We start from the raw sequence: 26,262 nt of genomic DNA, 5'->3' as shown, positions 1-26,262 counted from the left end.
ATGCGCGGGTGGTGCGCCCAGCGATCGTGGAAAGCGACCCTGCTGGAACGCTGCCGTTATGCTGCGCATGGCTGCCGCATCGCTGCGGTCGCTTGCCGTTTTCGCGACATGGCCTGGTCAGACGGGGTGAGGCTGAGCTGAAACGCTTTGAGATCCTGGGTCCCGTACGCGCCTTCGACGGCGACGACGAGATAGCGCTCGGCCCGGTAAAGCAGCGCGCGGTCCTGGCCGTGCTGCTGCTCAACGCCAACCGTCCGGTCAGCGCGTCCCAGATCGTCACTGCGGTGTGGCAGGACGAGCCGCCGGGAAACGGCGCGAACGTCGTGCAGAAGTACGTCGCCGGCCTGCGCCGCGCCCTCGAGCCCGAGCGCACGCTGCGCGCGCCGTGGCAGCTGCTGACGCTGACCGAGGCCGGATACATGCTCAGCATCGAGCCCGGCGCGCTGGACGCCGACGTCTTCCGCGACCGCGTCCGGCAGGCTTTGGCCGCGCGCGAGGCGGGCCAGCTGGTCCGGGCCGCGGCGGAGCTTCAGGCCGCCCTCGCGCTGTGGCGGGCGGATCCGCTCGCCGGGCTGACCGGGGCGGTGTTCGACGCGGCACGCGACCGGCTGTCGGAGAGCCGGGCGGCCGCGCTGGAGTCGTGGGCCGAGACCGAGCTGATGCTCGGCCGCCACGCCACGCTCGTGCCGGAGCTGGTCCGCCTCATCGCCGAATACCCGCTCCGCGAGCAGCTGCGCCACCACCTGATGCTGGCGCTCTACCGCACCGGCCGGCAGGCGGAGGCGCTCGCGGCATACCGGGACGCGCGCGCGTTCTTCGTGGAGGAGTTCGGCGCCGAGCCGGGCGAGCCACTCCAGCAGCTGCACCAGCGGATCCTGCGTTCGGATCCCACGCTCGCCGCCCCGGTGGACAGTCCGGCACCGGCCGCGCCTGTCTCGCCACCACCCGTGTCACCGCCGCCGGGTGCGCCGCCCACGCCTCCTTCGATGCCCAGCCCGGCGATGCTTCCGCCGCTGCGGTTGCCGCCCGACCGGCCGTCGCGGTGGTGGGCGTGGGTCTGGCTGGTCGGCGCGATCGTGCTGACCTTCGGCACCTGCGGCTACCTCAGCTGGCTCGTCGTCGGCGTCTACGCACTGCGGCGGCGGAGCTGGCCCAACGCGCTGGCCGCGGCCGGCTACCTGCTCCTCGCGGTGGTGTCGCTGGTCGCGCTGTTCACCGATCCCAACCTCGACGATCCGGACGCGGAGCTCTCGGAGGCGCACGGCTGGGCGTGGTTCCTCGCCGCCTTCGTCGTGTGGAGCGCCAGCACCGTACACGCCGCGATCATCGGAGCGCTGACGGTGAAACGGGCGCGGGACGCCGATCCCCACCGCGCCGCCCGCCGCGAGCAGGCCCTCCAGATCGTGCGCTGGAGGCCCGACCTGGCCCGCGAGCTGCTGATCGGCCGCCCCGACCTGCCCCGCCAGTTTGACGACGGCGGGCTCGTCGACATCAATGCCGTGCCCGAACACGTGATCGCGATGCTACCGGGCGTGACCACGTACCTCACGCAGATGATCGTGGCCGACCGCGCGCTCCACGGGCCCTACGCCTCCGTCGAACACATGGTCGCCCGCCAGGTGATCACGCCCAAGCTCGCCGACTCGCTGCGCGGACTCCTGATCTTCGGACGGTTACCGGACCGTGAGGGCCGACCGCAAGCCGGTGATGTCCAGCACGCGTAGCAGGAAGTCGCCCAGGTTGGTGAGGAGCAGCACGCTCTGCGTGTGGCTCGCCTTCTTGGTCAGCACCACGATCGTGCCGAGGCCCTGCGAGTCACAGAACGTGACCCCTGCCATATCGAGCACGATGCGCACGGGCGCGTCGGTCAGGAGCTCATTGACGACGCTGGAAAGCCGGGCGGCCGTGAGCATGTCGATCTCACCCGCGAGTTTGAGCACGATCTCGTCGGGATCGCGAAGCACCGCGATGGACAACTCCGGACGTTCCACCCCATCAGCCTATCGTGATCTAGGGGAGGCCGCCCGGTGGAAGCCCCCCGGCCGGGGGGCTTTGCCCCCACGTCAGGTAACGCTGTCAGAATGGCTGGACCGTGAGTGACACGCCGAGATCCGACGCCCTCTTCGACCGCGCCCGAGCCATAGTGCCGGGTGGGGTCAACTCACCCGTTCGAGCGTTCCGCGCGGTCGGCGGCACGCCCCGTTTCATGGTCCGTGGTGACGGTCCGTGGATGTACGACGCGGACGACCGGCGCTACGTCGACCTTGTCTGCTCGTGGGGCCCGCTGATCCACGGCCACGCGCACCCCGAGGTGGTCGCGGCCGTGCAGGCCGCCGCGGCGCGCGGGACCAGCTTCGGCACACCCACGCCGGGTGAGGTCGACCTCGCCGAGGAGATCGTCGCGCGTACGCCGATCGACCAGGTGCGCCTGGTCAACTCCGGCACCGAGGCCACGATGTCCGCGATCCGGCTGGCCCGCGGCTTCACCGGCCGCGCCAAGGTCGTCAAGTTCGCCGGCTGCTACCACGGGCACGTCGACGCGCTGCTCGCCGCCGCCGGGTCGGGCGTGGCGACGCTCGGGCTGCCGGACTCGCCGGGCGTCACCGGCGCGGCCGCGAGCGAGACCATCGTGCTGCCGTACAACGACGTGGCCGCCGTGGAGGCCGCCTTCGCCGCCGACGGCGAGCACATCGCGGCCGTGATCACCGAGGCCGCGGCGGGCAACATGGGCGTCGTCGCCCCCCACGACGGGTTCAACAAGGCGCTCGCCGAGATCGCCCACCGGCACGGCGCCCTGCTGATCGTCGACGAGGTCATGACCGGCTTCCGGGTGGCCCGCGGCGGCTGGGCCGAGATCGAGCCGGTCGACGCCGACCTGTACACGTTCGGCAAGGTCATGGGCGGTGGCCTTCCCGCCGCGGCCTTCGGCGGGCGCGCGGAGATCATGGGTCGCCTCGCCCCGGCCGGCCCGGTCTACCAGGCCGGCACGCTCTCCGGAAACCCGCTCGCCTGTGCCGCCGGGCTGGCCAGCCTCCGCCTGGCCGACGCCGAGGTCTACCGCCGCCTCGACGAGACCGCCACCGTCGTCGGCGGGCTCGCCAGCGAGGCGCTCGGCAAGGCCGGAGTCGCGCACCGCCTCGCGTACGCGGGCAACATGTTCTCGATCTTCTTCACCGGCGGCTCGGTGTTCGACTACGACAGCGCCAAGACGCAGGATGTCGCCGCGTTCAAGGCGTTCTTCCACGCGATGCTGAGCCGCGGGGTCTACCTGCCGCCCAGCGCGTTCGAGGCATGGTTCGTATCCACCGCGATCGGCGACGACGCGTTGGAAGTGATATCGGCGGCACTGCCCGCGGCAGCGGCCGCCGCGGCGGCAGCGGGGAGCGATTCATGACCAGCAGCACGGTGGTGCATGTGCTTCGGCACGGGGAAGTGCACAACCCAGACAAGATCCTGTACGGCCGGTTGCCCGGGTTCCGCCTCTCCGAGCTGGGCGGGCAGATGGCCAAGGCGGCGGCGCAGGCCCTCGCCGAGCGCGACGTCGCCTACGTGGTGGCCAGTCCGCTGGAGCGCGCCCAGGAGACGGCCGAGCCGATCGCGGCCCAGTTCAAGCTGCCGGTGGCGGTCGACGAGCGGCTGATCGAGAGCGCCAACTGGTTCGAGGGCAAGAAGGTGGGTCCGGGCGACGGCTCGTTTCGCGACCCGCGCAACTGGTGGGTGCTGCGCGACCCGGTGACCCCCTCCTGGGGTGAGCCGTACAAGCAGATCGCCGAGCGGATGTTCGCCGCGCTGCACGCCGCGCGGGTGGCGGCCGACGGGCGCGAGGCGGTCTGCGTCTCGCACCAGCTGCCGGTGTGGATCCTCCGCCGGTACGTCGAGCGCAAACGACTCTGGCACGACCCTCGGCGCCGGCAGTGCGGCCTGGCCAGCCTCACCTCGTTCCACTTCGAAGACGAGAAGATCGTCGGCATCGGCTACTCCGAGCCGGCCGCACACCTTGTCGCGATGTCGCCGGGCGCCCGGACGGCCAAAGGCGCCTGATGCGACTTCGGGCCGCGCTCGCCGCTCTGTTCCTCGCCGCGACACTCACCGCGTGCGACGGGGGCGAGCGCGACGGCTGCGACACCTCCTCGACCGGGACGATCGAGTGTCCCGTCGACAAGCGCCCGACCCCACCGCGACTCTCCGGTGAGCTGCTCGAGGGCGGCCGGTACGACCTGAGCCAGGATCGCGGCCAGGTCGTGGTGATCAACTTTTGGGGTTCGTGGTGCGCGCCCTGCCGGGCCGAGATCGACGACCTGGAGCAGGTCTACCTCGCCACCAAAGATCGCGGCGTGCGCTTCCTCGGCATCAACATCCGCGACGACCGTGACAAGGCCAAGGCCTTTCAGCAGGGCAAGGTGACCTACCCCAGCGTCATCGACCCGTCCAGCAAGCTGGCCCTCGACTTCGACATCCCGCCCAACACCATCCCGGCGACGATCGTGCTCGACCGCGAGGGCCGGATCGCGGTGGTGATCCGCGCCTCGGTCAAGGCGGCCGACTTCGAGCCGATCGTCGCCCGGGTGGCGGCCGAGAAGAGCTGAGATGGGCGAGACGTTTCGGGAGCTGGCCAACGGCGGTCCCCTCGCGCTGGCGATCGGCGCGGCCGCCCTCGCCGGGCTGGTCAGCTTCCTCTCGCCGTGCGTGCTCCCGCTGGTGCCGGGCTACCTGTCGTACGTCACCGGGCTGTCCGGTGCCGAACTCGACGCCGGCACCCAGCGGATGCGCCGGGTACTCGCTGGCACGTCGCTCTTCATCGCCGGCTTCACGGTCGTGTTCACGCTGACCGCGGTGCTCTTCACCAGCGCCACCGGTGCGCTGCTGGGCAACAGGCGGCTGCTGGAGATCATCGGCGGTGCATTGATCATTGTGTTGGGGCTGGCTTTCCTCGGCCTCGTACCGGGGATGCAGCGCGAGTTCCGGATCCACAAGCTGCCCAACGCGGGCCTGATCGGGGCGCCGATCTTCGGCGCCGTCTTCGCGCTCTCCTGGGTGCCCTGCGTCGGCCCGACGCTCGGCGCGGTGCTGACCATGGCGTCGGTCAGCGGCAAGGCCGACCGGGCGGTGGTGCTCGCGGTCGCGTACTGCCTGGGGCTCGGCCTGCCGTTCGTCGCCTTCGGGCTGGGCTTCCGCCAGCTGCTCGGGGTGTTCAAGGCGATCCGGCGCAACAGCCAATGGGTCACCCGGGCGGGCGGCGCGCTGCTGATCGTGGTCGGGCTCGCGCTGGTCACCGGCGGGTGGCAGAGCTTCCTCATCTGGCTACAGACGACCGTCGGCGTCGGAGAGGTCAGCATCTGATGGTGGCCACCGAGGAGCGCGCGACCTCGCCGGCACCGGGGCCGGGGCGGGCCAACCCGCTGATCGCGATGCTGCGCAACTCCTGGCGGCAGCTGACCAGCATGCGCACCGCGCTGATCCTGCTCTTCCTGCTCGCCGTCGCCGCGATCCCCGGCTCGGTGCTGCCCCAGCGCAGCGTCAACATCGACGACGTCGACCGGTACTTCGCCGAGCATCCCGACCTCGCACCGGTGCTCGACCGGCTCGGCATGTTCGAGGTGTTCGCCTCGATCTGGTTCTCCGCGATCTACCTGCTGCTCTTCACGTCGCTGGTGGGCTGCGTCGTGCCGCGCCTGGCCGAGCACTGGCGGGCGATGCGCAGCGCCCCGCCCAAGGCGCCGGCCCGGCTCGACCGGCTGCCGCAGCACGCGACCGTCGAGCAGGCCGTGGGTGGTGCCGAGGAGATCGGCGCCGCGTTGCGCAAGCGCCGCTGGCGGGTCGCGGTCCGCGGCGACACCGTCTCCGCCGAGAAGGGGTACCTCAAGGAGACCGGCAACCTGCTCTTCCACTTCGCGCTGCTCGCGGTGCTCGCCGGCGTGGCCTTCGGCTCCTGGTACGGCTGGCACGGCAACCGCCTGCTCGTCGCCGGCGCCGACACGGCGTTCTGCAACACGCTCCAGCAGTTTGACGAGTCCGGCCTCGGTCCTCGGGTCGACGGGGCCGACCTGCCCCGCTTCTGCCTGGAGCTGACCGACTTCCACGCCGACTTCCTGCCGAGCGGGCAGCCGTCCTCCTTCCGGGCGACGGTGCGGGTGGACGACGGCGCGCCGCGCGACTTCTCGGTCAACTCCCCGCTGCGCCTCGACGGCGCCAACGTCTACCTCCTCGGCCACGGGTACGCGCCGGTGATCCGATACACCGACAAGTACGGGCAGGCGCAGACCACCGTCGCGCCGTTCCTGACCGTCGACGGCATGCTGACCAGCGAGGGCGTCGCCGCGTTCCCGGACGCCAACGTCGACCCGAAGGCGTCCGGCGCCCGCGACCCCGACGCGCAGGTGGCGTTCGAGGGCCTCTACCTGCCCACCGCGCCCAACCAGCCGCCGTACACCCGCTCGGTCTTCCCCGCGGAGCGTTCGCCGGCGCTGATGCTGTGGGCCTACCGGGGCAACCTCGGGCTCGACGCCGGCATCCCGGGCTCGATCTACCGCCTCGACCAGCGGCAGGTCGCCAACGGACGGCTCAAGCGCGTGGGCGACGCGACACTACTGCGGGTCGGCGAGAAGATGACGCTCGACGACGGCAGCACGGTGGAGTTCCTCGGCACGCGGCAGTACGCCACGCTCTCCATCCGCTACGACCCGGGCGAAAAGATCGCGCTCGGTGGCGCGGCGATCGGCCTGCTGGGGCTATTGCTCTCGCTGACCGGCAAGCGCCGGAGGGTGTTCTTCCGTGCCACTACGGGAGGTAGTAGGTTGGTGGAGGCCGGTGGGCTGCCGCGCACCGACTACTCCGGGTTCGCCGAGGAGTTCAAGCAGACCATCGAGGCCGTGGAGAAACGCTGATGTCCGCACTGTCCGATCAGCTCCTGGTCGTCGCGATCTTGTCATACGTCGCGGCGATGGTCTGCCACGCGGCGGAGTACGCCTTCGGCAACCGCAGCCATATCGGCCGGGCTGCCGCGCTGCCGGCACGCGAGCTGGTCGCGGTCGGGGCCCCGTCCGCCGCGGTCGAGGTGGAAGAGCCGCTGGAGCCGCCTCTCGCAAAGCGCGACCGGGCCGCCCTAGCCGGCAAGGCGGCCGTAGCGGTCACCGCCCTCGCCGCGCTCGTCCACCTCGGCACGCTCGTCACCCGCGGCATCGCGGCGGAGCGCATGCCGTGGGGCAACATGTACGAGTTCGTGCTCTCGGTGACGTTCGTGGGCAGCGTGGCCTGGCTTGTCGTGCTCTCCCAGCGGCCGGCGATCCGCCACCTCGGCCTCTTCGTGGCGACCGCGATGGTGCTGCTGCTCGGCGTCGCCGGCATGGTGCTCTACACCGACGTGGCGCCACTGGTGCCCGCGCTCAAGTCGACATGGTTCGTCGTGCACGTCTCGGCCGCGGTGCTCTCGTCCGGCATCTTCCTGCTCGGCTTCGTGCCGGCGGCCATGTTCCTCATCCGCAGCGGCTACGACCGGGGCAAGCGCAGCTTCCCGTACTCGCTGGGTCCGCGCGTCCCCGAGGCGGCGGCCCTCGACCGGCTGACCTTCCGGCTGCACGCGTTCGCGTTTCCGATCTGGACGTTCGGCGCCCTGATCGCCGGCCCGATCTGGGCGGAGGCGGCATGGGGCCGCTACTGGGGCTGGGACCCCAAGGAGGTCTGGGCGTTCATTTCCTGGATCGTCTACGCCGGCTACCTGCACGCCCGCGCGACGCCGAGCGTCAAGCGCACGACCGCCACGTGGATCGCGGTGATCGGCTGGCTCACGATGCTGATGAACCTCTTCGGCGTCAACATCTTCTTCACCGGCCTCCACTCGTACGGCGGCTTGTAGCCCCAATCGGACGTTCTGTCCGCGTGCCGCGGTCGCCGCGCCGCCAGTACCCGTTTGAAGCAGCTGGACAAGCGGCCGCAGCCGGCGCGCAACGCGGCGTCCGTGGCGCCGCCGCCGGCCGCCAAGGCGCCCGGCTTCGACCGCGCCAACCAGCTGTGAGCTGCCCACGGGCGCGGCGCTTCACCGGCGGCACCACCGTGCTCATGGCCGACGGCACCAGCAAGCGAGAAGAAGCTTGTCGATGTCACCGTCGACGTAGACGGCGATAAGGGCGACCGGATGGCGACGACCACCGCGACCGACGAACACCCATTCCGGTAAACGGCGAAAACCGCTGGGTGTACGCCAGGACCCCAAACCCGGGTACGCCTTCGAGACCGCCGACCACCGGTCGCCAACCGTTGTGTGCACCCGCGCCTGAGTCAACACCAGCGCGTCTACGACCTCACCGTCGACAAGGTCCGCACCTACTAAATCCTCGCCGGCGCCACTCCCGTCCTCGTCCACAATTGCGGCAGCGCGGTCCGGTTGCGGTTAGCCGTCAACACGGCTGGTGAGGTCGGCCTGCCCGAACCGGAGGCGGGCCAGAGTATGGCGGGCGGGCACACTCCCACATGTCACCACCATCATCAGGGCTGGTTCGGGAGCTGGCTGGAAGTTCGAAATCCACCATCCTGCCTGACGCCGCCGGCTGATCGGTGAGCGTGCCTCACCGGCGCCGGGTTTCGCAAGGTGGCGCCGGCTCGATTGCTGGACCGAAGCGGCACCGTGCTCGACAGCGGCGTCCTTCCCGCTGAGTTCCCACGCGCCGACCGTCGCGATGCAGGGCCAACCGTCCGGCACCGCACTCATGCCGCTGACGTATTCCTATGTGGACAACCTTGGGACGGTACGGCGGGATCCAGGTCACCGCGCAGAACACCGACAGGGAGGCTTGGACGAGCAGCCATACGTGGCTGAACACCGGCGCGACAGCGCCGTTCGCCGACCGTACCGGCGGAGAGTTGTGGCACCTGTGGCCCCAGCTCGCCGCAGGCGCGCCGCCCCGTCAACAACTGCCCGCGGTCCAGGTGTCGAATCGGGTGGCCCAGTCGAGGCAGTAGCCGCCGGAGCCACCGCCGGAGGCCGTACGCACGTCGGCTTCGCGCCAGTACCGGACCGCGTTTCCGTCACGCACCTGGACGTTGTCGACCGCGACCCGTGGCACCGCGATCGCCCCCTCGCCGTCGACGTGCACCTCGACGTACTGCTCCAGCTGAGCCCGCTCGGTGCCCAGGCGCTGGTTGGTCAACAGGTGCCAGCCGCCCCGCCACCAGAGCCAGGCCTCCCACACGCCGTCCCGCTTGGTGTGTACGGAAATCCATATCTGGTCGCCGTCGGCGAGCTCGTACTGGTCGTAGAAGGTCCACTGGCCGCGGTTGGTGTCGTACGTGTAGACCCGCTGCCGCCCGCTGCCGGACCAACCCGTCTCCGCCCAGCCCGCCTCGAGCCACGCCGTGCGCCCGCCCGATTCGCGCTTGGCCAGAAAGCGGGTCGCGACGAAGTCGTGCGTGCCGGCGCGTACACCGGTATCACGCACTGTCAAACGTCCGACTACGCCTGTCCATTCGCCGACAGTCCCGGCGCCGAGGTGATGGTACTGGCCGTAAGCTACCGATCTGGCCGGTTCGGCGACCGCCAGGATTGCCACACAAAGCCCGCCGATCGCCAATCGCCGCGCCGATCGGCGCCATCTGACACGTCCCACATTTGACAAACCCACATTCGCCTCGGGAGTGATTCACCCGATGGGCTGTTTCCGTTCAGAGCCTTTCGTCCGAACGGATGAGCCGTACATCGCACCCCATAGACGAGGATGGGCCTCGTCTTTTGCCGGAAGGCAGTGTCCGTCCACCCCTCCACAGTGGACGCTGAACCTACGGGGAGTCTGTCGTGTTCCAACTTCGCCGAGCGCGTCGCTCGGCTGTGGCCGCCGTCGTCCTTACCGCGATGGCGTCCTCCGTCACCGCGGTCGTCAGCGGTGGTGCGGCCTCTGCCGCGCCTAGCGATCGGGGCAGCGTCAAGCGGCCCGCCGTCGTCCACCCGGACAACGGCAAAGTCATCAAAGACAGCTACATCGTGGTGTTCAAGGACGGTAAGGCGAAGGCCGCCGACGTGAACGCCGATGCCAAGTCCCTCGCCAAGACGTACGGCGGCACGGTCCGCCGCACCTACACCGAGGGCCTGCGGGGCTACGCCGCGAAGATGACGGCCGCTCAGGCCAAGCTCGTCGCGAAGCACCCCGATGTGGCGTATGTCGAGCAAAACCGCTTGGTGGCGCTCAATGACACGCAGCAAAACACGCAAGCCTGGGGCCTCGACCGGATCGACCAGCAGTGGCAGCCCTACGACCGCTCGTACACGTACCCCAACGTGGCCGGCAACGTCCACGCGTACGTGATCGACAGCGGCATCCGCATCTCGCACGAGCAGTTCGGCGGCCGCGCCAGCTACGGCATCAACACGGTCGACGACCAGGAGCCGACCAACGCCAACGACTGTGACGGGCACGGCACGCACGTCGCGGGCACCATCGGCGGCCGTGACTACGGCGTGGCCAAGGGCGCACAGCTGGTGGCGGTGCGGGTCTTCCCCTGCGGCCCGCTCGGTGAGGTCGCCGACATCATCGCCGGTGTCAACTGGGTGACGGCCAACGCCGTCAAGCCGGCGGTGGCCAACATGAGCCTCGGTCTCGGGGTCGGCAGCGCGAGCGTGGCGCTCGACCAGGCCGTGCAGAATTCGATCAACTCGGGTATCACCTACGTCGTGTCGGCGGGTAACGGCGACGAGTTCGGTCTGCCGCTCGACGCCTGCGACCAGTCGCCGGCGCACATTCCGGCGGCCATCACGGTGAGCGGCACCGACCAGGCCGACTTCCGGATGTCGTGGGCCAACTACGGCACGTGCGTCGACATCTTCGCACCGGGCAACAACGTCCTGTCCTCGGTCAACGACAGCGACACCGCGACCGCCCGGTACACCGGCACCTCGATGTCCAGCCCGCACGTCGCCGGCGCGGCCGCCCTGCTCCTCTCCGAAAACCCGGGGTGGACACCGCAGCAGGTGCACGCCCGGATCGTCGGCGCCGCGACCCGCGCCGCGGTGCGCAACCCTGGGCCGGGCTCGACCGACCGGCTCCTGCGGATCGGCTCGGCGCTGCCGGTGACCACCGGTCTCCGCGCGCTGGCCAACAACAAGTTCGTCACCACTCCCAGCGCGGGCGCGTCACCGCTGATCGCGAGCGGCAGCGTGGTCAACACCTGGGAGCAGTTCGACGTCGTCAGCAACGCCGATGGCACGATCTCGTTCAAGGCCAAGTCCAACGGCAACTACGTGTCGGCGGAGAGCGGTGGCACCAAGCCGCTGATCGCCAGCCGTCCCGCGATCGGTAACTGGGAGAAGTACGAGCTGGTCAACAACGCCGACGGCACGATCAGCCTCAAGGCGCTGGCCAATGGCAACTACGTGTCGGCGGAGAGCGGTGGCACCAAGCCGCTGATCGCCAGCCGCCCCGCGATCGGTAACTGGGAAAAGTTCAACTGGGCTTCTCCGGTCTCCGTGATCAGCCTGCGGGCCCTGGCCAACGGCAAGATCGTGTCGGCGGAGAGCGGTGGCACCAAGCCGCTGATCGCCAGCCGCACGGCGGTCGGCGGGTGGGAGCAGTTCGACATGATCGACCTGGGCGGCGACGCGGTTGCCTTCCGGGCCAAGGCGAACAACAAGTACGTCACCGCCGAGGCGGCCGGTGCCCAGCCGCTGATCGCCAGCCGTACGGCGATCGCCGAGTGGCAGAGCTTCTGGTACTACCACCTCGGTGACGGCTCCATCGGTCTCCAGTCGCAGGCCAACTTCCTGTTGGTGACCGCTGAGCAGGCCGGTGCCAAGCCGCTGATCGCCAGCCGCGAGTCCTTCGACACGTGGCAGGCCTTCGGCTACGTGTACTGATCGACAAGCTCCACCTCGGGTGGCCGTCGAGCCAGGTGTCGCACCTGACTCGGCGGCCACCCGCGTCATGGGGGTTACGAGCCGGTAGGCGAGACTTGCACCCATGGCGGTACGCGGATTCCCGTACGCGGGGCTGAAGGACTTCCTCGGGGCCCTGGAGCAGGCCGGCGAGCTGCGCCGGGTCACGGTGCCGGTCGACCCGACGCTGGAGATCAGCGAGGTGGTCACCCGCACGGTGGCGGCTAGGGGGCCGGCGCTGCTCTTCGAGCGCCCCACCCGCGGCGAGATGCCCCTGGCGATCAACCTCTTCGGCACCCAGCGCCGCATGGCGATGGCGCTCGGCGTGGAGAGCGTCGAGGAGATCGGTGCCCGGATCGGCGAGCTGATCAAGCCGGAGCTGCCGGTCGGCTGGTCGGGCATCCGCGAGGGCCTCGGCAAGGTGATGCAGCTCAAGTCCGTGCCGCCGAAGAAGGTCAAGACCGCGCCCTGCCAGCAGGTGATCTACCGGGGCGCCGACGTCGACCTGGGCCGCCTGCCCGGCTTGCAGACGTGGCCCGATGACGGTGGGATTTTCCACAACTACGGGCTGACCCATACAAAGCACCCGGAGACCGGCAAGCGCAACCTCGGGCTGTACCGGCTCCAGCAGCACTCGCCCACCACGCTGGGCATGCACTGGCAGATCCACAAGGACTCGACCGCGCACCACGCCGTGGCCGAGCGGCGGGGCGAGCGGCTGCCGGTCGCGATCGCCTTCGGGTGTGACCCCGTGGTGTCGTACAGCGCCTCCGCGCCGCTGCCGAGCGACATCGACGAGTACCTGTTCGCCGGCTTCCTGCGCGGCGAGCGGGTGGAGATGGTCGACTGCCTGACCGTGCCGCTTCAGGTGCCGGCGCACGCCCAGGTCGTGCTGGAGGGGTACGTCGAGCCGGGCGAGCGCCTCCCGGAGGGCCCGTTCGGCGACCACACCGGCTTCTACACGCCGGTCGAGCCGTTTCCGGTGTTCCACGTCGAATGCATGACCACCCAGCGCGATCCGGTGTACCACTCGATCGTGACCTCCAAGCCGCCGCAGGAGGACGGCCCGATCGGCCACGCCACCGAGCGGATCTTCCTACCGCTGCTCAAGCTGCTCATCCCGGACATCGTGGACTACTCGATGCCGGAGGCCGGCGTCTTCCACAACTGCGTGATCGTCTCGATCCGCAAGCGGTACCCGAAGCACGCGCAGAAGGTCATGTCCTCGATCTGGGGCGCCCACCTGCTCTCGCTGGCCAAGCTGATCGTGGTGGTCGACGACGACTGCGACGTGCACGACTACAACGAGGTCGCGTTCCGCGCGTTCAGCAACGTCGACTACGACCACGACCTGCTGCTCACCCAGGGCCCGGTCGACCACCTCGACCACTCGTCGTACCAGCAGTTCTGGGGCGGCAAGGCGGGCGTCGACGCGACCCGCAAGCTGGCCACCGAGGGGTACACGCGCGGCTGGCCGGACGAGGCGGTCATGTCGCCCGAGGTCAAGGCGTTGGTCGACAAGCGCTGGAAAGAGTACGGGATCTCATGAAAGCTTTCCTGCGTCTCGTCGCCATCGAACACTCGGTCTTCGCGCTCCCGTTCGCCTACCTCTCCGCACTCGCCGCCATGCGCCACCTGGGCGGCGGCGTGCGCTGGGGCGACCTGCTGCTGATCACGGTCGCGATGGTGGGCGCGCGCACGTTCGCGATGGCCGCCAACCGCATCATCGACCGTCACATCGACGCGCAAAACCCGCGCACCGCCAAGCGCGAGCTGGTGACCGGGGCGGTGCGGGTGCGCACGGCCTGGACCGGCGCGGCGGTCGCGCTCGTCGTCTTCCTCGGCGCCGCCGCCCTGCTCAACCCGCTCTGCCTGGTGCTGTCACCGCTCGCGGTGGTGCCGCTCGTCGTCTACCCGTACGGCAAGCGCTTCACCGACTGGCCCCACGCGATCCTGGCGGTCGCGCAGGCGGTCGGCCCGGTCGGCGCCTGGTTGGCCGTGACCGGCACGTTCGAGGGCTCGTGGCCCGCCTGGGTGCTCGGCATCGCGGTGGGCCTGTGGATCGGCGGATTCGACCTGATCTACGCCTGCCAGGACACCACCGTCGACCGCGAAATCGGCGTGCGCAGCGTCCCGGCGCGCTACGGCGTACCGTTCGCGCTCGGCCTGTCGTCGGTAGTCCACCTGGTGACGTTCGCCCTGTTCGTCTACTACGGCGAGCTTGTCGACTTCGGCTGGCTGTGGTGGGTCGGGCTCGCGCTGACCGCGGTCGCGTTCGGCTATCAGCACGTCGTGGTCACGCCCACGGACCTGTCCCGGGTCAACCGCGCCTTCTTCACCGCCAACGGCTTCGTCGGCATCGCCCTCTTCGCATTCGCCGTCCTTGACTACTACTCCTAAGGCCTTTACTTTCCCGGGTTCGCGTCAGCGGCGGACCGCTGCTCCCGCCGGAGAACGCGGAGGTCGGCGGCTCGCTGGCGCTCGCCGAGATCCCCGACCTCCGCTGCCACGTCCGCGGTTCAAGCCCAAGGCACCTTGCTGGGGTCGACGCCCGCGCGGCTCGCGCTGTTGATCAGGGATTTGGTGGGCGTGGCGGCCGGCGTGGTGCGCCACCAAGTCCCTGATCAACAGCCTTGTTCGGGTGTGCCTCGGCGTCAGTTGTAGCGGGCGCTTTCGTGGGACCAGTCGATGGTGCCGCGGACGGCGTGTTCTACGCCGTCCAGGTAGCGGCGGCCGGCTGGGCCGTGAGGGGGCGCCGCGGCTCGCAGGGATGGGAATTCGCGCATGGCGCGGTGCCAGCGTTCCCGGGCCGCTGCGGCCGCCTCCTCGATCGGGACGTGACGCTCGGCGGCCACGGCCAGCACGAGGTTGTGCCCGCCCGACGTGGCCGCGTCCCGCTCCAGTGAGAGCAGGTCGTTGAACCACGAGAGCAGGTCGTTACCCGTTCGGCTGAAGGCTCGCACGGCCGGGTGACGGTAGAACGACTCGCTCACCGGCTGGCCGCCGCCGGCGAAGTCGATGAGCGTGTGCGCCACGTACGCCGCGGAGGTGGCCCGGCGCAGCTCGACGTACTCCTCGACGCGCGGGCGGTGGCCGCCGGCCTTGTTGCGGGCTTCCACGATCACGCCGCTGAGGTGATGTTCGACCGCGGCGACGAACCGGGCCCGCCACCGTGCCGGCATGCGGCGGTTCGGCTCGCGCCAGGCGTCGGCGAGCATGGTGCCGAGCGGGCCGGGCAGCGCGCGACCGCCGGTGGCGGGCTCGCCACGCAGCAGGGACAGCGCACCGCCGACGAGCGCGCGTACCCGCTCCGGCTCCGGGACGCTGGCCCGGTCGCACTCGTCGTCGATGAGGAAGAACCAGGTGAACAGCGCGGAGAGCACGCGCAGGTCGCCGGGGCTCGCGTCGGGGTAGAGGCGCGCCGCGTACCGCGCGATGCGACCCTCGGCGAGTCGGTCGGCGTATACGTCGGGCAACCCGTGGCCGCGGGTCCAACCGTCGAGCCAGTTGTGGGCGTCTTCCGCGTAGGGTGAGATAACCGGATGAATCGGGCATTGGAGATCGAGGGAGATCGTCGGCAACATCGCAGCCTCCTGCTGTCCCGCCAACATCAGCTTTGGCCGACGGTAGCCCTACGCTGGAACAATGCGGAATCCGTGGATCGTCGGTGTTTCAGGTGCATCCGGGACGCCGTACGCTGCGGCGGTCCTCCGTGGACTGTTCGATGCAGGTGAGTCCGTCGACCTTGTGGTGTCCCGGGCGGCCCGGCTGACGATCCTCGACGAGACCGGCGCGCCGTTCCGTGACGCCCATTGGAAGGACGACCTGGCCAAGTGGCTGGGGCGCGACCTGGGTGGTGCCGACGTGGCGCACTGGCCGGCCGGCGACCTGGCTGCCGGGCCGAGCAGCGGCTCCTACCCGGCGCGGGGGATGGTGGTCGTTCCGGCGAGCACCGCCGCGTGCGCCGGCATCGCGATCGGCCTTTCGAAGGACCTGCTTCAGCGGGCCGCCGAGGTCAACCTCAAGGAACGGCGCAGGGTCGTCGTGGTGCCACGGGAGACGCCGGTGACCCGCAGCCACCTGAGCCATCTCATCGCGCTGCACGACGCCGGTGCCGTGGTGTTGCCGGCCAGTCCGGGCTTCTACGGCGCCGGGGCGTCCGCCTCCGCGCAGCAGCTCGTCGACTTCGTCGCGGGGAAGGCGCTGGACGCACTGGGTGTGCCGCACTCGCTCTTCCGCCGCTGGCGGGGTGAGCTCGGGTCCTAGGAGCCGCGGACGAAGGCGTCGATCCCGTCGAGGATGCGCGCGAGGCCGAACTCGAACGCGAACCGGTGATCGGCGGCGCTGTCCCCGGACCCGGGCTCCAGGAGGCCGACCGCGTCCACGGTCGGAAACCGCTTCGGGTCCAAGGCCGTCGACAGGTACGGCTGGTGTGCCGCCCACCACTGCTGCTCGCTGACTCCGGACTGTGCCGCCTCGACGGAGGCGCGGGCGGCGCCCTGGACGTACGAGATGAGCGTCATCAGGACCGCCTTCATCTCCGCGGGTCCGAGGCCGGTGCCGGCCATCGCCCGCAGGTCGCCCTCGTACTTCGCGATGACGTTGGGACCGACCGGTGGCCGCCGGGTCGCCAGCTCCAGCAGCCAGGGATGCCGGTGATATCGGTCCCAGTCGCGCAGCGCCACTTCTTCGAGTGCGGCGCGCCAGGGCAGCTGGGCGACGGCGCCGTCGAGTCCCTCGCCGAGAACCTGGTTGAGCATCAGCGCCTCGAGCTCGGGCTTGCCGGGCACGTGGGTGTAGATGCTCATCGTCCCGACGCCGAGGACGCCGGCGACGGAGCGCATGGTCACGGCGGCCAGCCCTTCGGCGTCGGCGAGCTGGATCGCCGCGGTCACGATGCGGTCCACCGACAGCTCGCTGCCGCGGCGCGAGGTGCGCTCCTGGGTGCGCCACAGCAACGCGAGCGACCGAGCCGGGTCGACTGGGATGGGCATGGCCTCCATTGTGCTTAACGTACCGTCTATCGTACGGTGTATCGTACGACGTACGGTAACGCCAAAGATCGGGGAGGAAACATGCAGTACGCGATCATCGCGCCGGGTGCCGGCGACGGGAGGGTCGTCACGATCTCGAAGGCGACGGGCGGGTTGGAGGTCACCGAGGTCGACGCGCCCGAGGAGCTGCTCGCCTCGGCCCGGGGCGCCGGCTTCACCGCGGGAGCCCTGCTCCTCGACTTGGACCTGCTGGGGCAAGGGTCCGTGGACGACCCGGTCGCGCAGCTCACCTACGCCGGGCCCAGCGCGGAGACGCTTCACTCGGATTATGTGGGCCGCGGCCGGGTCGACGAGCTCGCGCCCACGCAGGCCGCTGGCGAGATTGTGATCGAGGCCACGCCCGAGTGCGTCTGGGCGGTGCTCGCCGAGGTCGAGAGCTGGCCCACGATCCGGGCCGACATCTCGGACGTGCGTGCCGAAGGGCCGGCCGCGCCCGGGGTCCGGTTCACCTGGCAGGCCGGTGCCAACCGGCTCACGTCGCGCTTCGCCCTGGTGGAGCCGGGCCAGCGGCTCACGTATACGAGCGTCGCCGCTGGCACACGGGTGGCGCACGTCTACGAGCTGGCGGCCAAGGGCACCGGCACCGTGCTGAGCTGCCGCGAGTCGCTGGCCGCCCCGATCCTGGCGCGGTTTCTGCCGAGCGCCGCCCTACAGGCCGGCGTGGATTCCTGGCTGGCCGGCGTCAAGGCGGTCGCCGAATCGGCAAACTCCAACAACAGGCACTAAGGGCCTCATGTCAGCCCATGGCGCATCGTCACGGGAGCCCGGAGCGCGTCAGCGCATGTTGACGTTGCCCGGGCTGGGCGTGTGGTGGCCGGCGCTCCGAGACGGACCAGGATGTGCGCCTGGACCCTCGTTGCGCGGCCTGTTGGCGGTGGACGGAGGCTGCTGCTCATCGCGCAGCTCGTCCAGCTCGCCCTCACCCTCAAGGAGCGCGCGCACTTCCGACTCGCGGAAGCGGCGGTGGCCCCCGGGCGTGCGAATGCTGCCGATCCGGCCCGCGGCCGCCCATCTGGTCACGGTCTTTGGATCGACGCGGAACAGCGCAGCCACCTCGCCCGGCGTCAGCAGACGATCTCCAGTGTCCACGGCCCCTCCCTCGCGTCGCACGATGGCCATAGGTTGGACCCGACAGCCTCGATAGGGACGTACGGTCATTACAGCACCGCGAGCGTGCCGTGTCCGGGAAACAGGGAAAACGCACTGTCTGGGAAGTTAGCCAGTAGGATTTGCGAGCCTTGCTCATCTCCCCGACTGTTAATGTCTACCACCGGTGGACGACATAGATCTGAGGCTTGTGGAGCTATTGCGGGCGAATGCCCGGCTCTCCTACGCCGAGCTGGCCCGGCAGGTCGGCCTCTCCGCGCCCGCGGTGCACGATCGCGTGGGCAAGCTGGAGAGCGGCGGGGTGATCCGCGGATACCGCGCGGATGCTGAGCCGGAGGCGATCGGGCTGGGTGTCACCGCCCTGATCGGCATCGTGCAGGACTCCGCCGCCGACCCCGACGACGTGCTCGACGCCCTGCGCGCCCTGCCCGAGATCGAGTCCTGTTACTTCATGGCCGGCGTGGAGTCGTTCCTCATCAAGGTGCGGGTGGCCACGATCCACGAGCTGGAGACCCTGATCGTGCGGCTCAACCGCACCGCGGGCGTGGCCTCTACGCGGACCGCGATCGCCCTCTCCACCAAGTGGGAAGACCGGCCGCAGCCCCTGTTACGGTCCGAGGATGGAACTCCTCGATCGGTGTAATGACTCCGACCGCGCCTGGGTGACCGACGCGATCGGCAAGGTCGAGGCCGACGCCAACCGCTCCGCCGACACCCACCTGCTGCCGTTTCCGCTGCCCCCCGACTGGGGCATCGACCTGTACCTCAAGGACGAGTCCGTCCACCCCACCGGCTCGCTCAAGCACCGGCTCGCCCGCTCGCTCTTCCTCTACGGCCTCTGCAACGGCTGGATCGGCCCTCGTACCACGATCGTGGAGGCGTCGTCCGGCTCCACGGCCGTCTCCGAGGCGTACTTCGCCCGCATGCTCGGCCTGCCCTTCATCGCCGTGATGCCGGCCTCCACGCAGCCGGAGAAAGTGGCGCTGATCGAGTTTCAGGGCGGCAAGTGCCACCTTGTCGAGGACCCGGCGTCCGTCGTGGTCGAGGCCCGCTGGCTGGCCGAAGACACCGGCGGGCACTTCATGGACCAGTTCACGTACGCCGAGCGGGCCACCGACTGGCGGGGCAACAACAACATCGCCGAGTCGATCTACGCGCAAATGGCGCTGGAACGGCACCCCGTGCCGGCCTGGGTCGTCGTCGGCGCTGGCACCGGGGGCACCAGCGCCACCATCGGCCGGTACGCCCGCTACTGCCGCCACCCCACCAAGCTGTGTGTGGTCGACCCGGAAAACTCGGCGTTCTACCCGGCCTGGCAGGCGGCCGACTGGACCCACGAGACCGGCCTCGGCTCGCGCATCGAGGGCATCGGGCGGCCGCGGGTGGAGCCGTCGTTTCAGCCGACGCTCGTCGACCGCATGGTGCGGGTGCCGGACGCCGCCTCACTCGCCGCGATGCGCGCGGCCTCCGCGCTGCTCGGCCGCCGCGTCGGCGGATCCACGGGTACCAACCTGTGGGGCGCCTTCGGCCTGATCGCCGAAATGCGCGCGGCCGGCGCGGCGGGGTCGGTGGTGACACTGCTCTGCGACGGCGGCGAGCGCTACGTCAATACCTACTACTCGGACGAATGGGTCGCCGCACAGGGCCTCGACATGGCCCCCTACCTGGGGATCCTCGACCGCTTCCTGGCGACCGGGGTCATGCCTTCCGCTCGGCCAGCCCCGGGTACTTGACCACGTACCCCTCCTTGTCGACGGCCAGCTCGGCGCCGAACCCGTCGATGTCGAAGCGGACCGTGCTCTCGTCGACCACCCGGTAGGTCTGCTCGCTCGGCAGCACCTCCAGGCTCGGCACCAGCACCCACGCCATGTTGAGGCGGTGAGTGGTGCCGGGCGGCTCGGTGAGCAGGGAAAGCCGCCGGATCGGCAGGGTGTTGGGCAGCGGCGAGCCGCCGAGGTCGACGTCTGTCGCGTCGTGCAGCCGGCCCGGGTCCTCGGTGCCGGGCAGGCCCACCGGCGCGTGTCCGGCGCTGGCCAATGCCCGGTCGAGGTCACCCTGCTCGGCGGTGGTCGCCCGCCACCGGCCCACCGCCCGCTCCAGCCGCAGCGTGCGCAGCCAGCCCGCCCCCTCGACGCTCACGTCGAGGTGGGCGGTGGCCCAGGTCTCGTCGGTGACGAGCTCGTAGCGGCAGACGTACGGGATCGGGTCGACGGCGGTCGCGATGCCCCGCGCGTAGAGCCCGCGCCGGTCGTCGACGAGCGCCAGATCGGTGCCGGTCGTGTCGGTACGTTGCCACAGCAGTGCCTTGGGTAGCGGCGCCATGGTGGAGACGCTACCGCCGCGCCACCCCTCCGAGGAGCCAAGAGGGCTCCCCTGTACCCGTCTGGACGGGTATAGGGGAGCCCTTTCAGGAATTCACGCCCAACAGGGCTGCCCTCTTGGGGCGTTCCTCAGTGCGTGCGGGCCGGACGGCGATCGTTGCCGCCGGGGCGGCGGCCGCCGTGCGGACGGTCTCCACGGGGACGGCCGTCGTGGCGGTAGCCGCGTGGGCGGTCGCTCCGGCGCGCGGGCGGGGACGTGGGCTCCTCCACCACCGGGACGCCGCTGGGCTCGCGGGCGCCGGTCAGCTCGGCCAGGGCGGCCTCACCGGCGCGCACCCGGGTCTCGCCCGGCTCGACACCGGCGCGCTTGAGCATCGCGAGGGTGGGCTTGCGCTGCTTGGGCAGCACGAGCGTCACCACCGCGCCGGACTCGCCGGCCCGCGCCGTGCGCCCGGCCCGGTGCAGGTAGTCCTTCTCGTCCTTGGGTGGGTCGATGTGCACCACCAGCGAGATGCCGTCGACGTGGATGCCGCGCGCGGCGACGTCGGTGGCGACGAGCACGTTGGTGCGGCCCTCGCGAAACTCCGCGAGCGTCCGCGTGCGTGCCCGCTGGGTCTTGCCGCCGTGCAGCGCACCGGCCCGCACGCCCACCGCGGCGAGCTGCCCGACCAGCCGGTCGACGCCCATCTGGGTGCGCGCGAACATGATCGTGCGGCCCTTGCGGGCGGCGATCGCGGCCGTCACGCCGAACTTGTCGTGCGGCGGGATCAGCAGCAGGTGGTGGTCCATCGTGGTGACGGTCGCCACCGGCGGGGCGGTCGAGTGCGTCACCGGGTCGGTCATGAAGCGCCGCACCAGCGTGTCGACGTCGCCGTCGAGCGTGGCCGAGAAGAGCAGCCGCTGGCCGCCCGCCGGCGTCTTGCCGAGCAGCTCGGTGACGTCGGGCAGGAAGCCCATGTCGGCCATCTGGTCGGCCTCGTCGAGCACGGTGATGGCGATGTCGTCGAGCGAGCAGGCGCCGCGCTCGATCAGGTCTTTGAGCCGGCCGGGCGTGGCCACGAGGACCTCGACCCCGCGGCGCAGCGAGTCGATCTGCCGGTCGTAGGGCACACCGCCGACGGCCGTGCTCATAAACACACCCACCGCGCGGCCGAGCGGCCGCAGCGCGTCGGCGACCTGCATGGCCAGCTCACGCGTCGGCACCAGGATGAGCGCGCGCGGGTGGCGCGGCCGGGCCCGCTCGCCGGCCGAGACCCGGGTGAGCAGCGGCAGGCCGAATGCCAGCGTCTTGCCCGAGCCGGTCTGGCCGCGGCCGAGCACGTCACGGCCGGCCAGCGCGTCGGGGACGGTCGCGCTCTGGATCTCGAACGGGGTGAGGATGCCCTCCCGGTCGAGCTCGCGCACGAGCGGCGTGGGCAGGCCGAGGTCGGCGAAAGAAGCCTCAGTGGTGGAGGAGTCGAAGGCGGATGGGAACGTGCTGGGATCAGCGAACGCGGTCAAGTAAACCTCTCAGCGGAGGGCGCCTCTTCGCGTGGCCCCGCCGCGGCCATGGGCAGCCGCCGGTGTATCGCCCCAAAGAACGCCCAAGGACGCGCGATCTTCAAGCGCGCCGGGTCAGTAGATCTCGACAAGTGTACGGGCAGCCGCTCGCGCGGCCACACGCATATACCCGGTCGTGGGGAGGCTCACCCTGGGGTCAGCTGTTGAGGAAGCTGTCGAACAGGTTGGAGAACGTGTCTCCGGTTGCCAGTACGACCAACGCACCGACGGCCACGAGGATTCCCAACACAAGCGCCATGATCAGGAAGACCTTGGCGGTATTGGCCCGAGGCGCCGGCCCATCGGACCGCCCCTGGGAGAGGATGTGGCCGGTCAGCGAGCCGGAGTTTTCCAGCGGGCTGCCGCCGGCCACCGCCATGGTCATCTGGGCGGGCGCGGAACCGCCGCCACCGTAGACCGTCCCTTGTGGACGCTGATCGCCGCGGACGCCCTGGTCACGTGCCCATTCCCCGTACTCGGGGGAGGTGGAGACCGGCGGTGCCGAGGTAGGCGGCGGGCTGCTCGGGGCGGGTGCTGGCTCCGCCGGTGCCGGCGCCGCCGAGAAAAGGCTCGGAGCGGGCGGTGGTGGTGCTGCTGCCGGCTCGCTCACCGGCGGCGGCTGGTCGACAGCGCTCCACCGGCCGGGCGCCGTGGGGTTACCGGCCGGCGGCCAACTCGGCAGCGCGGCCGCCGGCACGACCGGCGCCCCCGCGGGCGCGGGCGGCCCGGACGGCGGCGCGAGGTGTGACGGCGGCGTGGCTATGGGCGGCCCAGATGACGGCGGCGCGAGGTATGGCGGCGCCGCGGCCGCTTGCGGCCCGGGTGGCGGCACGAGGTGTGACGGTGGCGCGGCCGCTTGCGGCCCGGATGGCGACGCGAGGTGCGGCGACGGCGCCACGGCGGGCGAGGCCGCTCCGCGGGGTGTCAGCGGGCTGGCCGCACCACGGACGGGTGCGGCCGACGACGGGGGCACCACCTGCGGCACCGACATCGCCGGTGGCGGCGGGAACGGCGGCGGTGGCTCCGGCGGCTGCGGCCCCGGCCCCGGCGACGGCCCAGGATCGGGCCCCGGCGCCGGCGGGATCGGCACCGGCGGCACCGGCTCCGGTGGCGGGAACGGGTTGGGCGCCGGCCCTGGACCGGGTGGCTCCGGAGCGGGCGGGCCGGGCGGCTCGGGTGGCTCCGGGTCCGGAGTGCCGGCACGGTAGACCCGGGCGCGACCCGCCGCGGGCTGCGCGGCGACCGCCGCCTCCTCGGCCGAGACCGGACCCGCACCGGGCACGCTCACCCTGGCGCGGGCGCCCAGCGCGGGGGCGAGCGAGTCGCCGCGAGGAGCCGGCCGCTGCTGCGGCACGAGGTATTCGGGCTCGGCCGGCCCGCTCTCCGACGCGGCAGCGCCACCGGGCGGAGCGGCCGGCGTGAGCCCGCTACCAGGCGGAGCGGGTGGCGAGAGCGCGCCACCGGGCGGAGCAGGCGGCGTGAGCGCACCACCGGGCGGGGTGGGCGTGGCGGACGGCACCGAGTACGCCGGGACTTCGCGCACCGCCGGCGGCTCGGGCGGCTGCGACGCGCGCTCCTCGGGCTTGGCGTCGCTAGATCCGGAGGCGGAGTCACGCCACGGCACCTCGAAAGCGGACCACGGCGAGGCTTCGGCCTGCGGCACCTTCGGCTGGCGCCGCTCCAAGGGCGGGCCGGGGACCGGCGACTTCACCGGCACCGGCAGCCCAGCCGCCGACGACGCAGGCGACGACGCCGACGCGTGTGGCGACGCAGACGCGTGCGACGACGCGGGCGGCGAGGAGACGGACGCCTGCGGTGTCGAAACGGACGCCTGCGGTCTCGAGACAGATGCCGGCGGCGACGAGGTCGGCGCGCCGGAGACGGGTGCCGGAGGCGCGGAGGCCGATGCACCCGACACCGGTGCGGGCGGCGCCGAAGCGGAGGCGGCCCAGGCGACCGGGCTGGGCGGCGGCACCACCGGCGGGACGCTGGGCGCGGGCGGAGCGCTCGACTCGCCGGCCCGGTACGTACGCCCCGTCGCGGGCGGTGCCGGCAGCGCGGCCAGGTCGGACGGCGCGGGTGGGGCCGCACCCGAGACCGACGCCCGACCGACGATGCCGGGCCGTGAGCGCACCGGCTCAGGCGGGTCGTTGGGCGTCGGATTGCTCCAGGCCGGCACGATCGGCGCGACTGCGGCCGCCGGTGACGGCGGTGGCGTGGGCGCGGGCCAAACCGCCGCGCCGGAACCCGGCGCCCCGGCCGGCGACACCGGCGGCGCGCTCACGGACGCGGAAGCGGCGGCCGCCGGTGGCGCGCTGACGGACCCGAAGGTGGGAGACGCCGGCGGCGCGCTCACGGACGCGGGGGTCGGTGGCGCGCTGACAGGCGTGGAGGCGGCCGGCGGTGGTGGCGGGCTGGGCGTGGCAGCGGCGTCCGGCTCGGCGGGGGAGGCGAAGCCGGGCCACAGCGCACCCTCGGGCGGGGGCGGCGGCATCTCGTACGCCTCCGGCAGGTACTCCGGCGGCGGCTCGGGCAGCATCGTGCCCACCGGTGGGGGAGGCGGCAGTGGCGGCAGCTCAGCCGCCGGCCCGGTCGGCTCGCCGGACTTTCCGGCGGCCGGCGGATCTCGTCGCTCGTCCATCATCGCCTCCCGCTCCCCCGCCGCGCCGGACCGGTGACGGCCGGACCGGAGCGCCCTTCAGGTTTACCGTGCCACATCGACCGGCGCCCGGACACCCGGAGTCGGGTTGTGGGCGCCTACCTGCCCCAACCGTCAAACCATGCCGCCCACCATGCGGACGGCGCCGTCAGCCGCCAGAGGTCGTCGCCTCGGGCGAATCGGAGGAAGCGGACGAACTGGGCTCTGCCTCCGAGGTGGCCGGAGCCGCGCTGCTGGTGGCGGTAGCCGGCGGGTTGCTCGGCTCCTCCGTATCCGGCGGGTCGGGCGTCGGGGACGGCGTCGGAGTTGGCGGGGTCGTCGGCGGCGTGGTGGGTGGCGTCGTCGGCGGGGTGGTCGGCGGCGTCGTGGGCGGGGTGGTCGGTGGCGTCGTCGGCGGCTTGCTGGTGGGCGGCGGGGTGGTCTTCGGCGGCTTGGTCGTGGGCGGCTTGGTGGGCGGGGTCGTCGTCGGCGGCGTGGTGGGCGCCGACACCGCGCCGTAGATCCGCGTGGCCGCGAAGAGCCGCGAATACCAGACCGTGGAGACCTTCACCTTTTCGCGGCTGTTGGGCGCGTGGACCATCTTGGCGTCGCCGAGGTACATGCCGACGTGGTGGATGCCGCTGGCCAGGCCGTTGGAGCTGAAGAACAGCAGGTCGCCGGGGAGCAGCGCGCTGGTGGAGACGCTCTTGGAGCGGGTGTTTGCGAACTGGTCGCGGGAAACCCGAGGCAGCTGGTAGCCGGCGCTGCGGTAGGCGGCCCACATCAGGCCGGAGCAGTCGTACGCGTTTGGACCTTCGGCTCCCCACACGTACGGCTTGCCGAGCTCGCCGAGCGCGAAGTTGACCGCCTTGATGGCCAGCGGGTGGGCGGCCATCCCGGCGATGTTTTCGTCGTTGAGGAAGTCTTTGCTGAGCTTGGACTCGTTGACCTCGCGCTCCTGCTCGATCACCGCGAGCTGGGCCGCGTTGCGGTCCTTGACCTCGGTGAGAGCGGCTTCCTTGGTCTTGAGTGTCGCCTCGAGGGTGTTGAACTGCCCGACGAGCGTCTTTTCCTTGGCAAGCGCCGTGTTGTACGCCTCCTGGGCGACCCGCTCGGCGTCCTTGGCCCGGGCCACCTCGTGCTCGGCCGCGTCGCTCTTGGCCGTGGAGGACTCGCCGCGCTGGATGCGGGACAGCTCGCTCAGCCCGTGCAGGTCGGAGCCGAACGCACCCGGCGGCAGCTCGGCCGCCTCCTTGATCGCCTGGGCGGCCGCGCTCTCGGCCGCGGACTCGGCCTTGGCGACGGCGGCGCGTGCCTCGTCGAGCTGGCGGTGAGCGATCGCGAGGTCGGTGCGGGCCTGCGCCTGCTCCTCGCGCTTTTTCAGCAGGTCTTCGCTGAGCAGGCCGATCTCGACCTCGGCGTTGTAGATCTGCGTGGCCAGCGGGCCGGTGACCGAGGTGGGCGGCGTGTAGGTGCTGCCGGTGGGCGGCGTGGTCGCGCCGGGCAGCTGGAACGTGCCCGAGGTCGCGGGCCGGGAGCCGGCGTCGGGGATCGTGTTGGGCGTCGGCTCCGCGTAGCTCGGCGCGGCGAACGCGGCCGCCGCGGCGGCGCCGAGCATGGCGGACCAGGCCAGCGGCCGTAGGACGGGACTGATGAACCCGTCCGGTCGCGCCTGATGCCTGCCCTTGCGCTTCGCCATACGCGTCTCTCCCCGCCACTCGCGTCCTATTCTGTCCTACCGCACGGAGG

Annotated in this window: 24 protein-coding genes; 15 read left to right on the top strand and 9 right to left on the bottom strand. The window is 71.3% G+C overall.

The window, feature by feature from the left end; all coding sequences use genetic code 11:
• Nucleotides 1-92: 92 nt before the first annotated feature.
• Entirely contained in the window at nt 93-1,724 is a 1,632-nt protein-coding gene (locus ACTMTJ_RS37095) for a BTAD domain-containing putative transcriptional regulator (RefSeq protein ID WP_441223384.1), read from the top strand.
• Here ACTMTJ_RS37095 and ACTMTJ_RS37090 read toward each other — a convergent pair.
• Complete coding sequence (locus ACTMTJ_RS37090) at nt 1,674-1,991, bottom strand: STAS domain-containing protein (protein WP_441223383.1); 318 nt, start codon at nt 1,989-1,991, stop codon at nt 1,674-1,676. The genes ACTMTJ_RS37095 and ACTMTJ_RS37090 overlap by 51 nt on opposite strands.
• Before the next feature lie 101 nt (nt 1,992-2,092).
• Here ACTMTJ_RS37090 and hemL point away from each other — a divergent pair, with 101 nt between their 5' ends.
• The 6 genes from hemL to ccsB are packed head-to-tail and all read left to right on the top strand — an operon-like array spanning nt 2,093 to nt 7,852.
• Nucleotides 2,093-3,394 carry a glutamate-1-semialdehyde 2,1-aminomutase gene (gene hemL, locus ACTMTJ_RS37085; RefSeq protein ID WP_441223382.1) on the top strand — a complete coding sequence of 434 codons (1,302 nt, stop codon included), beginning with the start codon at nt 2,093-2,095 and terminating at the stop codon, nt 3,392-3,394.
• Nucleotides 3,391-4,041, top strand: a complete 651-nt coding sequence (locus tag ACTMTJ_RS37080) for a histidine phosphatase family protein (protein ID WP_441223381.1) — start codon at nt 3,391-3,393, stop codon at nt 4,039-4,041. Before hemL ends, ACTMTJ_RS37080 begins: the two co-directional genes overlap by 4 nt.
• On the top strand, nt 4,041-4,586 hold the full coding sequence (locus ACTMTJ_RS37075; protein WP_441223380.1) for a TlpA family protein disulfide reductase: 546 nt from the start codon (nt 4,041-4,043) through the stop codon (nt 4,584-4,586). The genes ACTMTJ_RS37080 and ACTMTJ_RS37075 overlap by 1 nt, the downstream gene beginning before the upstream one ends.
• A gap of 1 nt (nt 4,587) precedes the next feature.
• Nucleotides 4,588-5,340: a cytochrome c biogenesis CcdA family protein gene (locus ACTMTJ_RS37070; RefSeq protein ID WP_441223379.1), complete on the top strand. Its 753-nt coding sequence runs from the start codon at nt 4,588-4,590 to the stop codon at nt 5,338-5,340.
• The gene (gene resB / locus ACTMTJ_RS37065) at nt 5,340-6,884 is read left to right on the top strand and encodes a cytochrome c biogenesis protein ResB (protein WP_441223378.1); all 1,545 of its coding nucleotides are present in this window, start codon (nt 5,340-5,342) and stop codon (nt 6,882-6,884) included. The genes ACTMTJ_RS37070 and resB overlap by 1 nt, the downstream gene beginning before the upstream one ends.
• Complete coding sequence (gene ccsB / locus ACTMTJ_RS37060) at nt 6,884-7,852, top strand: c-type cytochrome biogenesis protein CcsB (RefSeq protein ID WP_441223377.1); 969 nt, start codon at nt 6,884-6,886, stop codon at nt 7,850-7,852. Before resB ends, ccsB begins: the two co-directional genes overlap by 1 nt.
• A gap of 1,048 nt (nt 7,853-8,900) precedes the next feature.
• Here ccsB and ACTMTJ_RS37055 read toward each other — a convergent pair.
• A complete protein-coding gene (locus ACTMTJ_RS37055) occupies nt 8,901-9,431 on the bottom strand; it encodes a hypothetical protein (protein ID WP_441223376.1) in 531 nt (176 codons plus the stop codon).
• Nucleotides 9,432-9,841: 410 nt separating this feature from the next.
• On the opposite strand from ACTMTJ_RS37055, the gene ACTMTJ_RS37050 reads away from it, so the two are divergent.
• The 3 genes from ACTMTJ_RS37050 to mqnP all read left to right on the top strand — a co-directional run bounded on the left by ACTMTJ_RS37050 (nt 9,842) and on the right by mqnP (nt 14,254).
• Nucleotides 9,842-11,836, top strand: a complete 1,995-nt coding sequence (locus ACTMTJ_RS37050) for a S8 family serine peptidase (RefSeq protein WP_441223375.1) — start codon at nt 9,842-9,844, stop codon at nt 11,834-11,836.
• Nucleotides 11,837-11,939: 103 nt separating this feature from the next.
• Entirely contained in the window at nt 11,940-13,403 is a 1,464-nt protein-coding gene (locus ACTMTJ_RS37045; RefSeq protein ID WP_441223374.1) for a menaquinone biosynthesis decarboxylase, read from the top strand.
• On the top strand, nt 13,400-14,254 hold the full coding sequence (mqnP, locus tag ACTMTJ_RS37040; protein ID WP_441223373.1) for a menaquinone biosynthesis prenyltransferase MqnP: 855 nt from the start codon (nt 13,400-13,402) through the stop codon (nt 14,252-14,254). The genes ACTMTJ_RS37045 and mqnP overlap by 4 nt, the downstream gene beginning before the upstream one ends.
• Before the next feature lie 254 nt (nt 14,255-14,508).
• On the opposite strand, the gene ACTMTJ_RS37035 is transcribed toward mqnP, so the two are convergent.
• Nucleotides 14,509-15,438: a terpene synthase family protein gene (locus ACTMTJ_RS37035; protein WP_441223372.1), complete on the bottom strand. Its 930-nt coding sequence runs from the start codon at nt 15,436-15,438 to the stop codon at nt 14,509-14,511.
• 61 nt (nt 15,439-15,499) lie between these two features.
• Here ACTMTJ_RS37035 and ACTMTJ_RS37030 point away from each other — a divergent pair, with 61 nt between their 5' ends.
• Nucleotides 15,500-16,120 carry a UbiX family flavin prenyltransferase gene (locus ACTMTJ_RS37030; RefSeq protein WP_441223371.1) on the top strand — a complete coding sequence of 207 codons (621 nt, stop codon included), beginning with the start codon at nt 15,500-15,502 and terminating at the stop codon, nt 16,118-16,120.
• On the opposite strand, the gene ACTMTJ_RS37025 is transcribed toward ACTMTJ_RS37030, so the two are convergent.
• Entirely contained in the window at nt 16,117-16,848 is a 732-nt protein-coding gene (locus ACTMTJ_RS37025; RefSeq protein WP_441223370.1) for a TetR/AcrR family transcriptional regulator, read from the bottom strand. The genes ACTMTJ_RS37030 and ACTMTJ_RS37025 overlap by 4 nt on opposite strands.
• A gap of 81 nt (nt 16,849-16,929) precedes the next feature.
• On the opposite strand from ACTMTJ_RS37025, the gene ACTMTJ_RS37020 reads away from it, so the two are divergent.
• Complete coding sequence (locus ACTMTJ_RS37020) at nt 16,930-17,634, top strand: SRPBCC family protein (RefSeq protein ID WP_441223369.1); 705 nt, start codon at nt 16,930-16,932, stop codon at nt 17,632-17,634.
• Between the two features lie 48 nt (nt 17,635-17,682).
• Here ACTMTJ_RS37020 and ACTMTJ_RS37015 read toward each other — a convergent pair whose 3' ends face one another.
• Entirely contained in the window at nt 17,683-17,997 is a 315-nt protein-coding gene (locus ACTMTJ_RS37015) for a BldC family transcriptional regulator (RefSeq protein ID WP_441223368.1), read from the bottom strand.
• Between the two features lie 184 nt (nt 17,998-18,181).
• Here ACTMTJ_RS37015 and ACTMTJ_RS37010 point away from each other — a divergent pair, with 184 nt between their 5' ends.
• Nucleotides 18,182-18,658, top strand: a complete 477-nt coding sequence (locus ACTMTJ_RS37010) for an Lrp/AsnC family transcriptional regulator (RefSeq protein ID WP_441223367.1) — start codon at nt 18,182-18,184, stop codon at nt 18,656-18,658.
• A complete protein-coding gene (locus tag ACTMTJ_RS37005) occupies nt 18,636-19,748 on the top strand; it encodes a PLP-dependent cysteine synthase family protein (protein WP_441223366.1) in 1,113 nt (370 codons plus the stop codon). The genes ACTMTJ_RS37010 and ACTMTJ_RS37005 overlap by 23 nt, the downstream gene beginning before the upstream one ends.
• On the opposite strand, the gene ACTMTJ_RS37000 is transcribed toward ACTMTJ_RS37005, so the two are convergent.
• The 3 genes from ACTMTJ_RS37000 to ACTMTJ_RS36990 all read right to left on the bottom strand — a co-directional run bounded on the left by ACTMTJ_RS37000 (nt 19,714) and on the right by ACTMTJ_RS36990 (nt 23,229).
• Complete coding sequence (locus ACTMTJ_RS37000) at nt 19,714-20,337, bottom strand: putative glycolipid-binding domain-containing protein (RefSeq protein WP_441223365.1); 624 nt, start codon at nt 20,335-20,337, stop codon at nt 19,714-19,716. The genes ACTMTJ_RS37005 and ACTMTJ_RS37000 overlap by 35 nt on opposite strands.
• A 128-nt stretch (nt 20,338-20,465) precedes the next feature.
• The gene (locus ACTMTJ_RS36995; RefSeq protein ID WP_441223461.1) at nt 20,466-21,755 is read right to left on the bottom strand and encodes a DEAD/DEAH box helicase; all 1,290 of its coding nucleotides are present in this window, start codon (nt 21,753-21,755) and stop codon (nt 20,466-20,468) included.
• Between the two features lie 277 nt (nt 21,756-22,032).
• Nucleotides 22,033-23,229, bottom strand: a complete 1,197-nt coding sequence (locus ACTMTJ_RS36990; protein ID WP_441223364.1) for a hypothetical protein — start codon at nt 23,227-23,229, stop codon at nt 22,033-22,035.
• A 124-nt stretch (nt 23,230-23,353) separates the two neighbouring features.
• Here ACTMTJ_RS36990 and ACTMTJ_RS36985 point away from each other — a divergent pair, with 124 nt between their 5' ends.
• Complete coding sequence (locus ACTMTJ_RS36985; protein WP_441223363.1) at nt 23,354-24,553, top strand: hypothetical protein; 1,200 nt, start codon at nt 23,354-23,356, stop codon at nt 24,551-24,553.
• A gap of 129 nt (nt 24,554-24,682) precedes the next feature.
• On the opposite strand, the gene ACTMTJ_RS36980 is transcribed toward ACTMTJ_RS36985, so the two are convergent.
• Nucleotides 24,683-26,212, bottom strand: a complete 1,530-nt coding sequence (locus tag ACTMTJ_RS36980; protein ID WP_441223362.1) for an NlpC/P60 family protein — start codon at nt 26,210-26,212, stop codon at nt 24,683-24,685.
• Nucleotides 26,213-26,262: the final 50 nt, after the last annotated feature.

It is taken from the genome of Phytohabitans sp. LJ34, assembly GCF_052068095.1.
Classification (GTDB): Bacteria; Actinomycetota; Actinomycetes; order Mycobacteriales; family Micromonosporaceae; genus Phytohabitans.
Note: the sequence above shows the minus strand (reverse complement) of the source record. Positions and strands in the feature narration are given on the sequence as shown.

Excerpts from the sequence above, each read along its gene's own strand:
- ACTMTJ_RS37025 (WP_441223370.1), bottom strand. The coding sequence starts at position 16,848 with ATGCCCATCCCAGTCGACCCGGCTCGGTCGCTCGCGTTGCTGTGGCGC.
- ACTMTJ_RS37005 (WP_441223366.1), top strand. The coding sequence starts at position 18,636 with ATGGAACTCCTCGATCGGTGTAATGACTCCGACCGCGCCTGGGTGACC.
- ccsB (WP_441223377.1), top strand. The coding sequence starts at position 6,884 with ATGTCCGCACTGTCCGATCAGCTCCTGGTCGTCGCGATCTTGTCATAC.
- ACTMTJ_RS37035 (WP_441223372.1), bottom strand. The coding sequence starts at position 15,438 with ATGTTGCCGACGATCTCCCTCGATCTCCAATGCCCGATTCATCCGGTT.
- resB (WP_441223378.1), top strand. The coding sequence starts at position 5,340 with ATGGTGGCCACCGAGGAGCGCGCGACCTCGCCGGCACCGGGGCCGGGG.
- ACTMTJ_RS37080 (WP_441223381.1), top strand. The coding sequence starts at position 3,391 with ATGACCAGCAGCACGGTGGTGCATGTGCTTCGGCACGGGGAAGTGCAC.
- ACTMTJ_RS37075 (WP_441223380.1), top strand. The coding sequence starts at position 4,041 with ATGCGACTTCGGGCCGCGCTCGCCGCTCTGTTCCTCGCCGCGACACTC.
- mqnP (WP_441223373.1), top strand. The coding sequence starts at position 13,400 with ATGAAAGCTTTCCTGCGTCTCGTCGCCATCGAACACTCGGTCTTCGCG.
- ACTMTJ_RS37030 (WP_441223371.1), top strand. The coding sequence starts at position 15,500 with ATGCGGAATCCGTGGATCGTCGGTGTTTCAGGTGCATCCGGGACGCCG.
- ACTMTJ_RS37070 (WP_441223379.1), top strand. The coding sequence starts at position 4,588 with ATGGGCGAGACGTTTCGGGAGCTGGCCAACGGCGGTCCCCTCGCGCTG.
- ACTMTJ_RS36980 (WP_441223362.1), bottom strand. The coding sequence starts at position 26,212 with ATGGCGAAGCGCAAGGGCAGGCATCAGGCGCGACCGGACGGGTTCATC.
- ACTMTJ_RS37050 (WP_441223375.1), top strand. The coding sequence starts at position 9,842 with ATGGCGTCCTCCGTCACCGCGGTCGTCAGCGGTGGTGCGGCCTCTGCC.
- ACTMTJ_RS37045 (WP_441223374.1), top strand. The coding sequence starts at position 11,940 with ATGGCGGTACGCGGATTCCCGTACGCGGGGCTGAAGGACTTCCTCGGG.
- ACTMTJ_RS37020 (WP_441223369.1), top strand. The coding sequence starts at position 16,930 with ATGCAGTACGCGATCATCGCGCCGGGTGCCGGCGACGGGAGGGTCGTC.
- ACTMTJ_RS37000 (WP_441223365.1), bottom strand. The coding sequence starts at position 20,337 with ATGGCGCCGCTACCCAAGGCACTGCTGTGGCAACGTACCGACACGACC.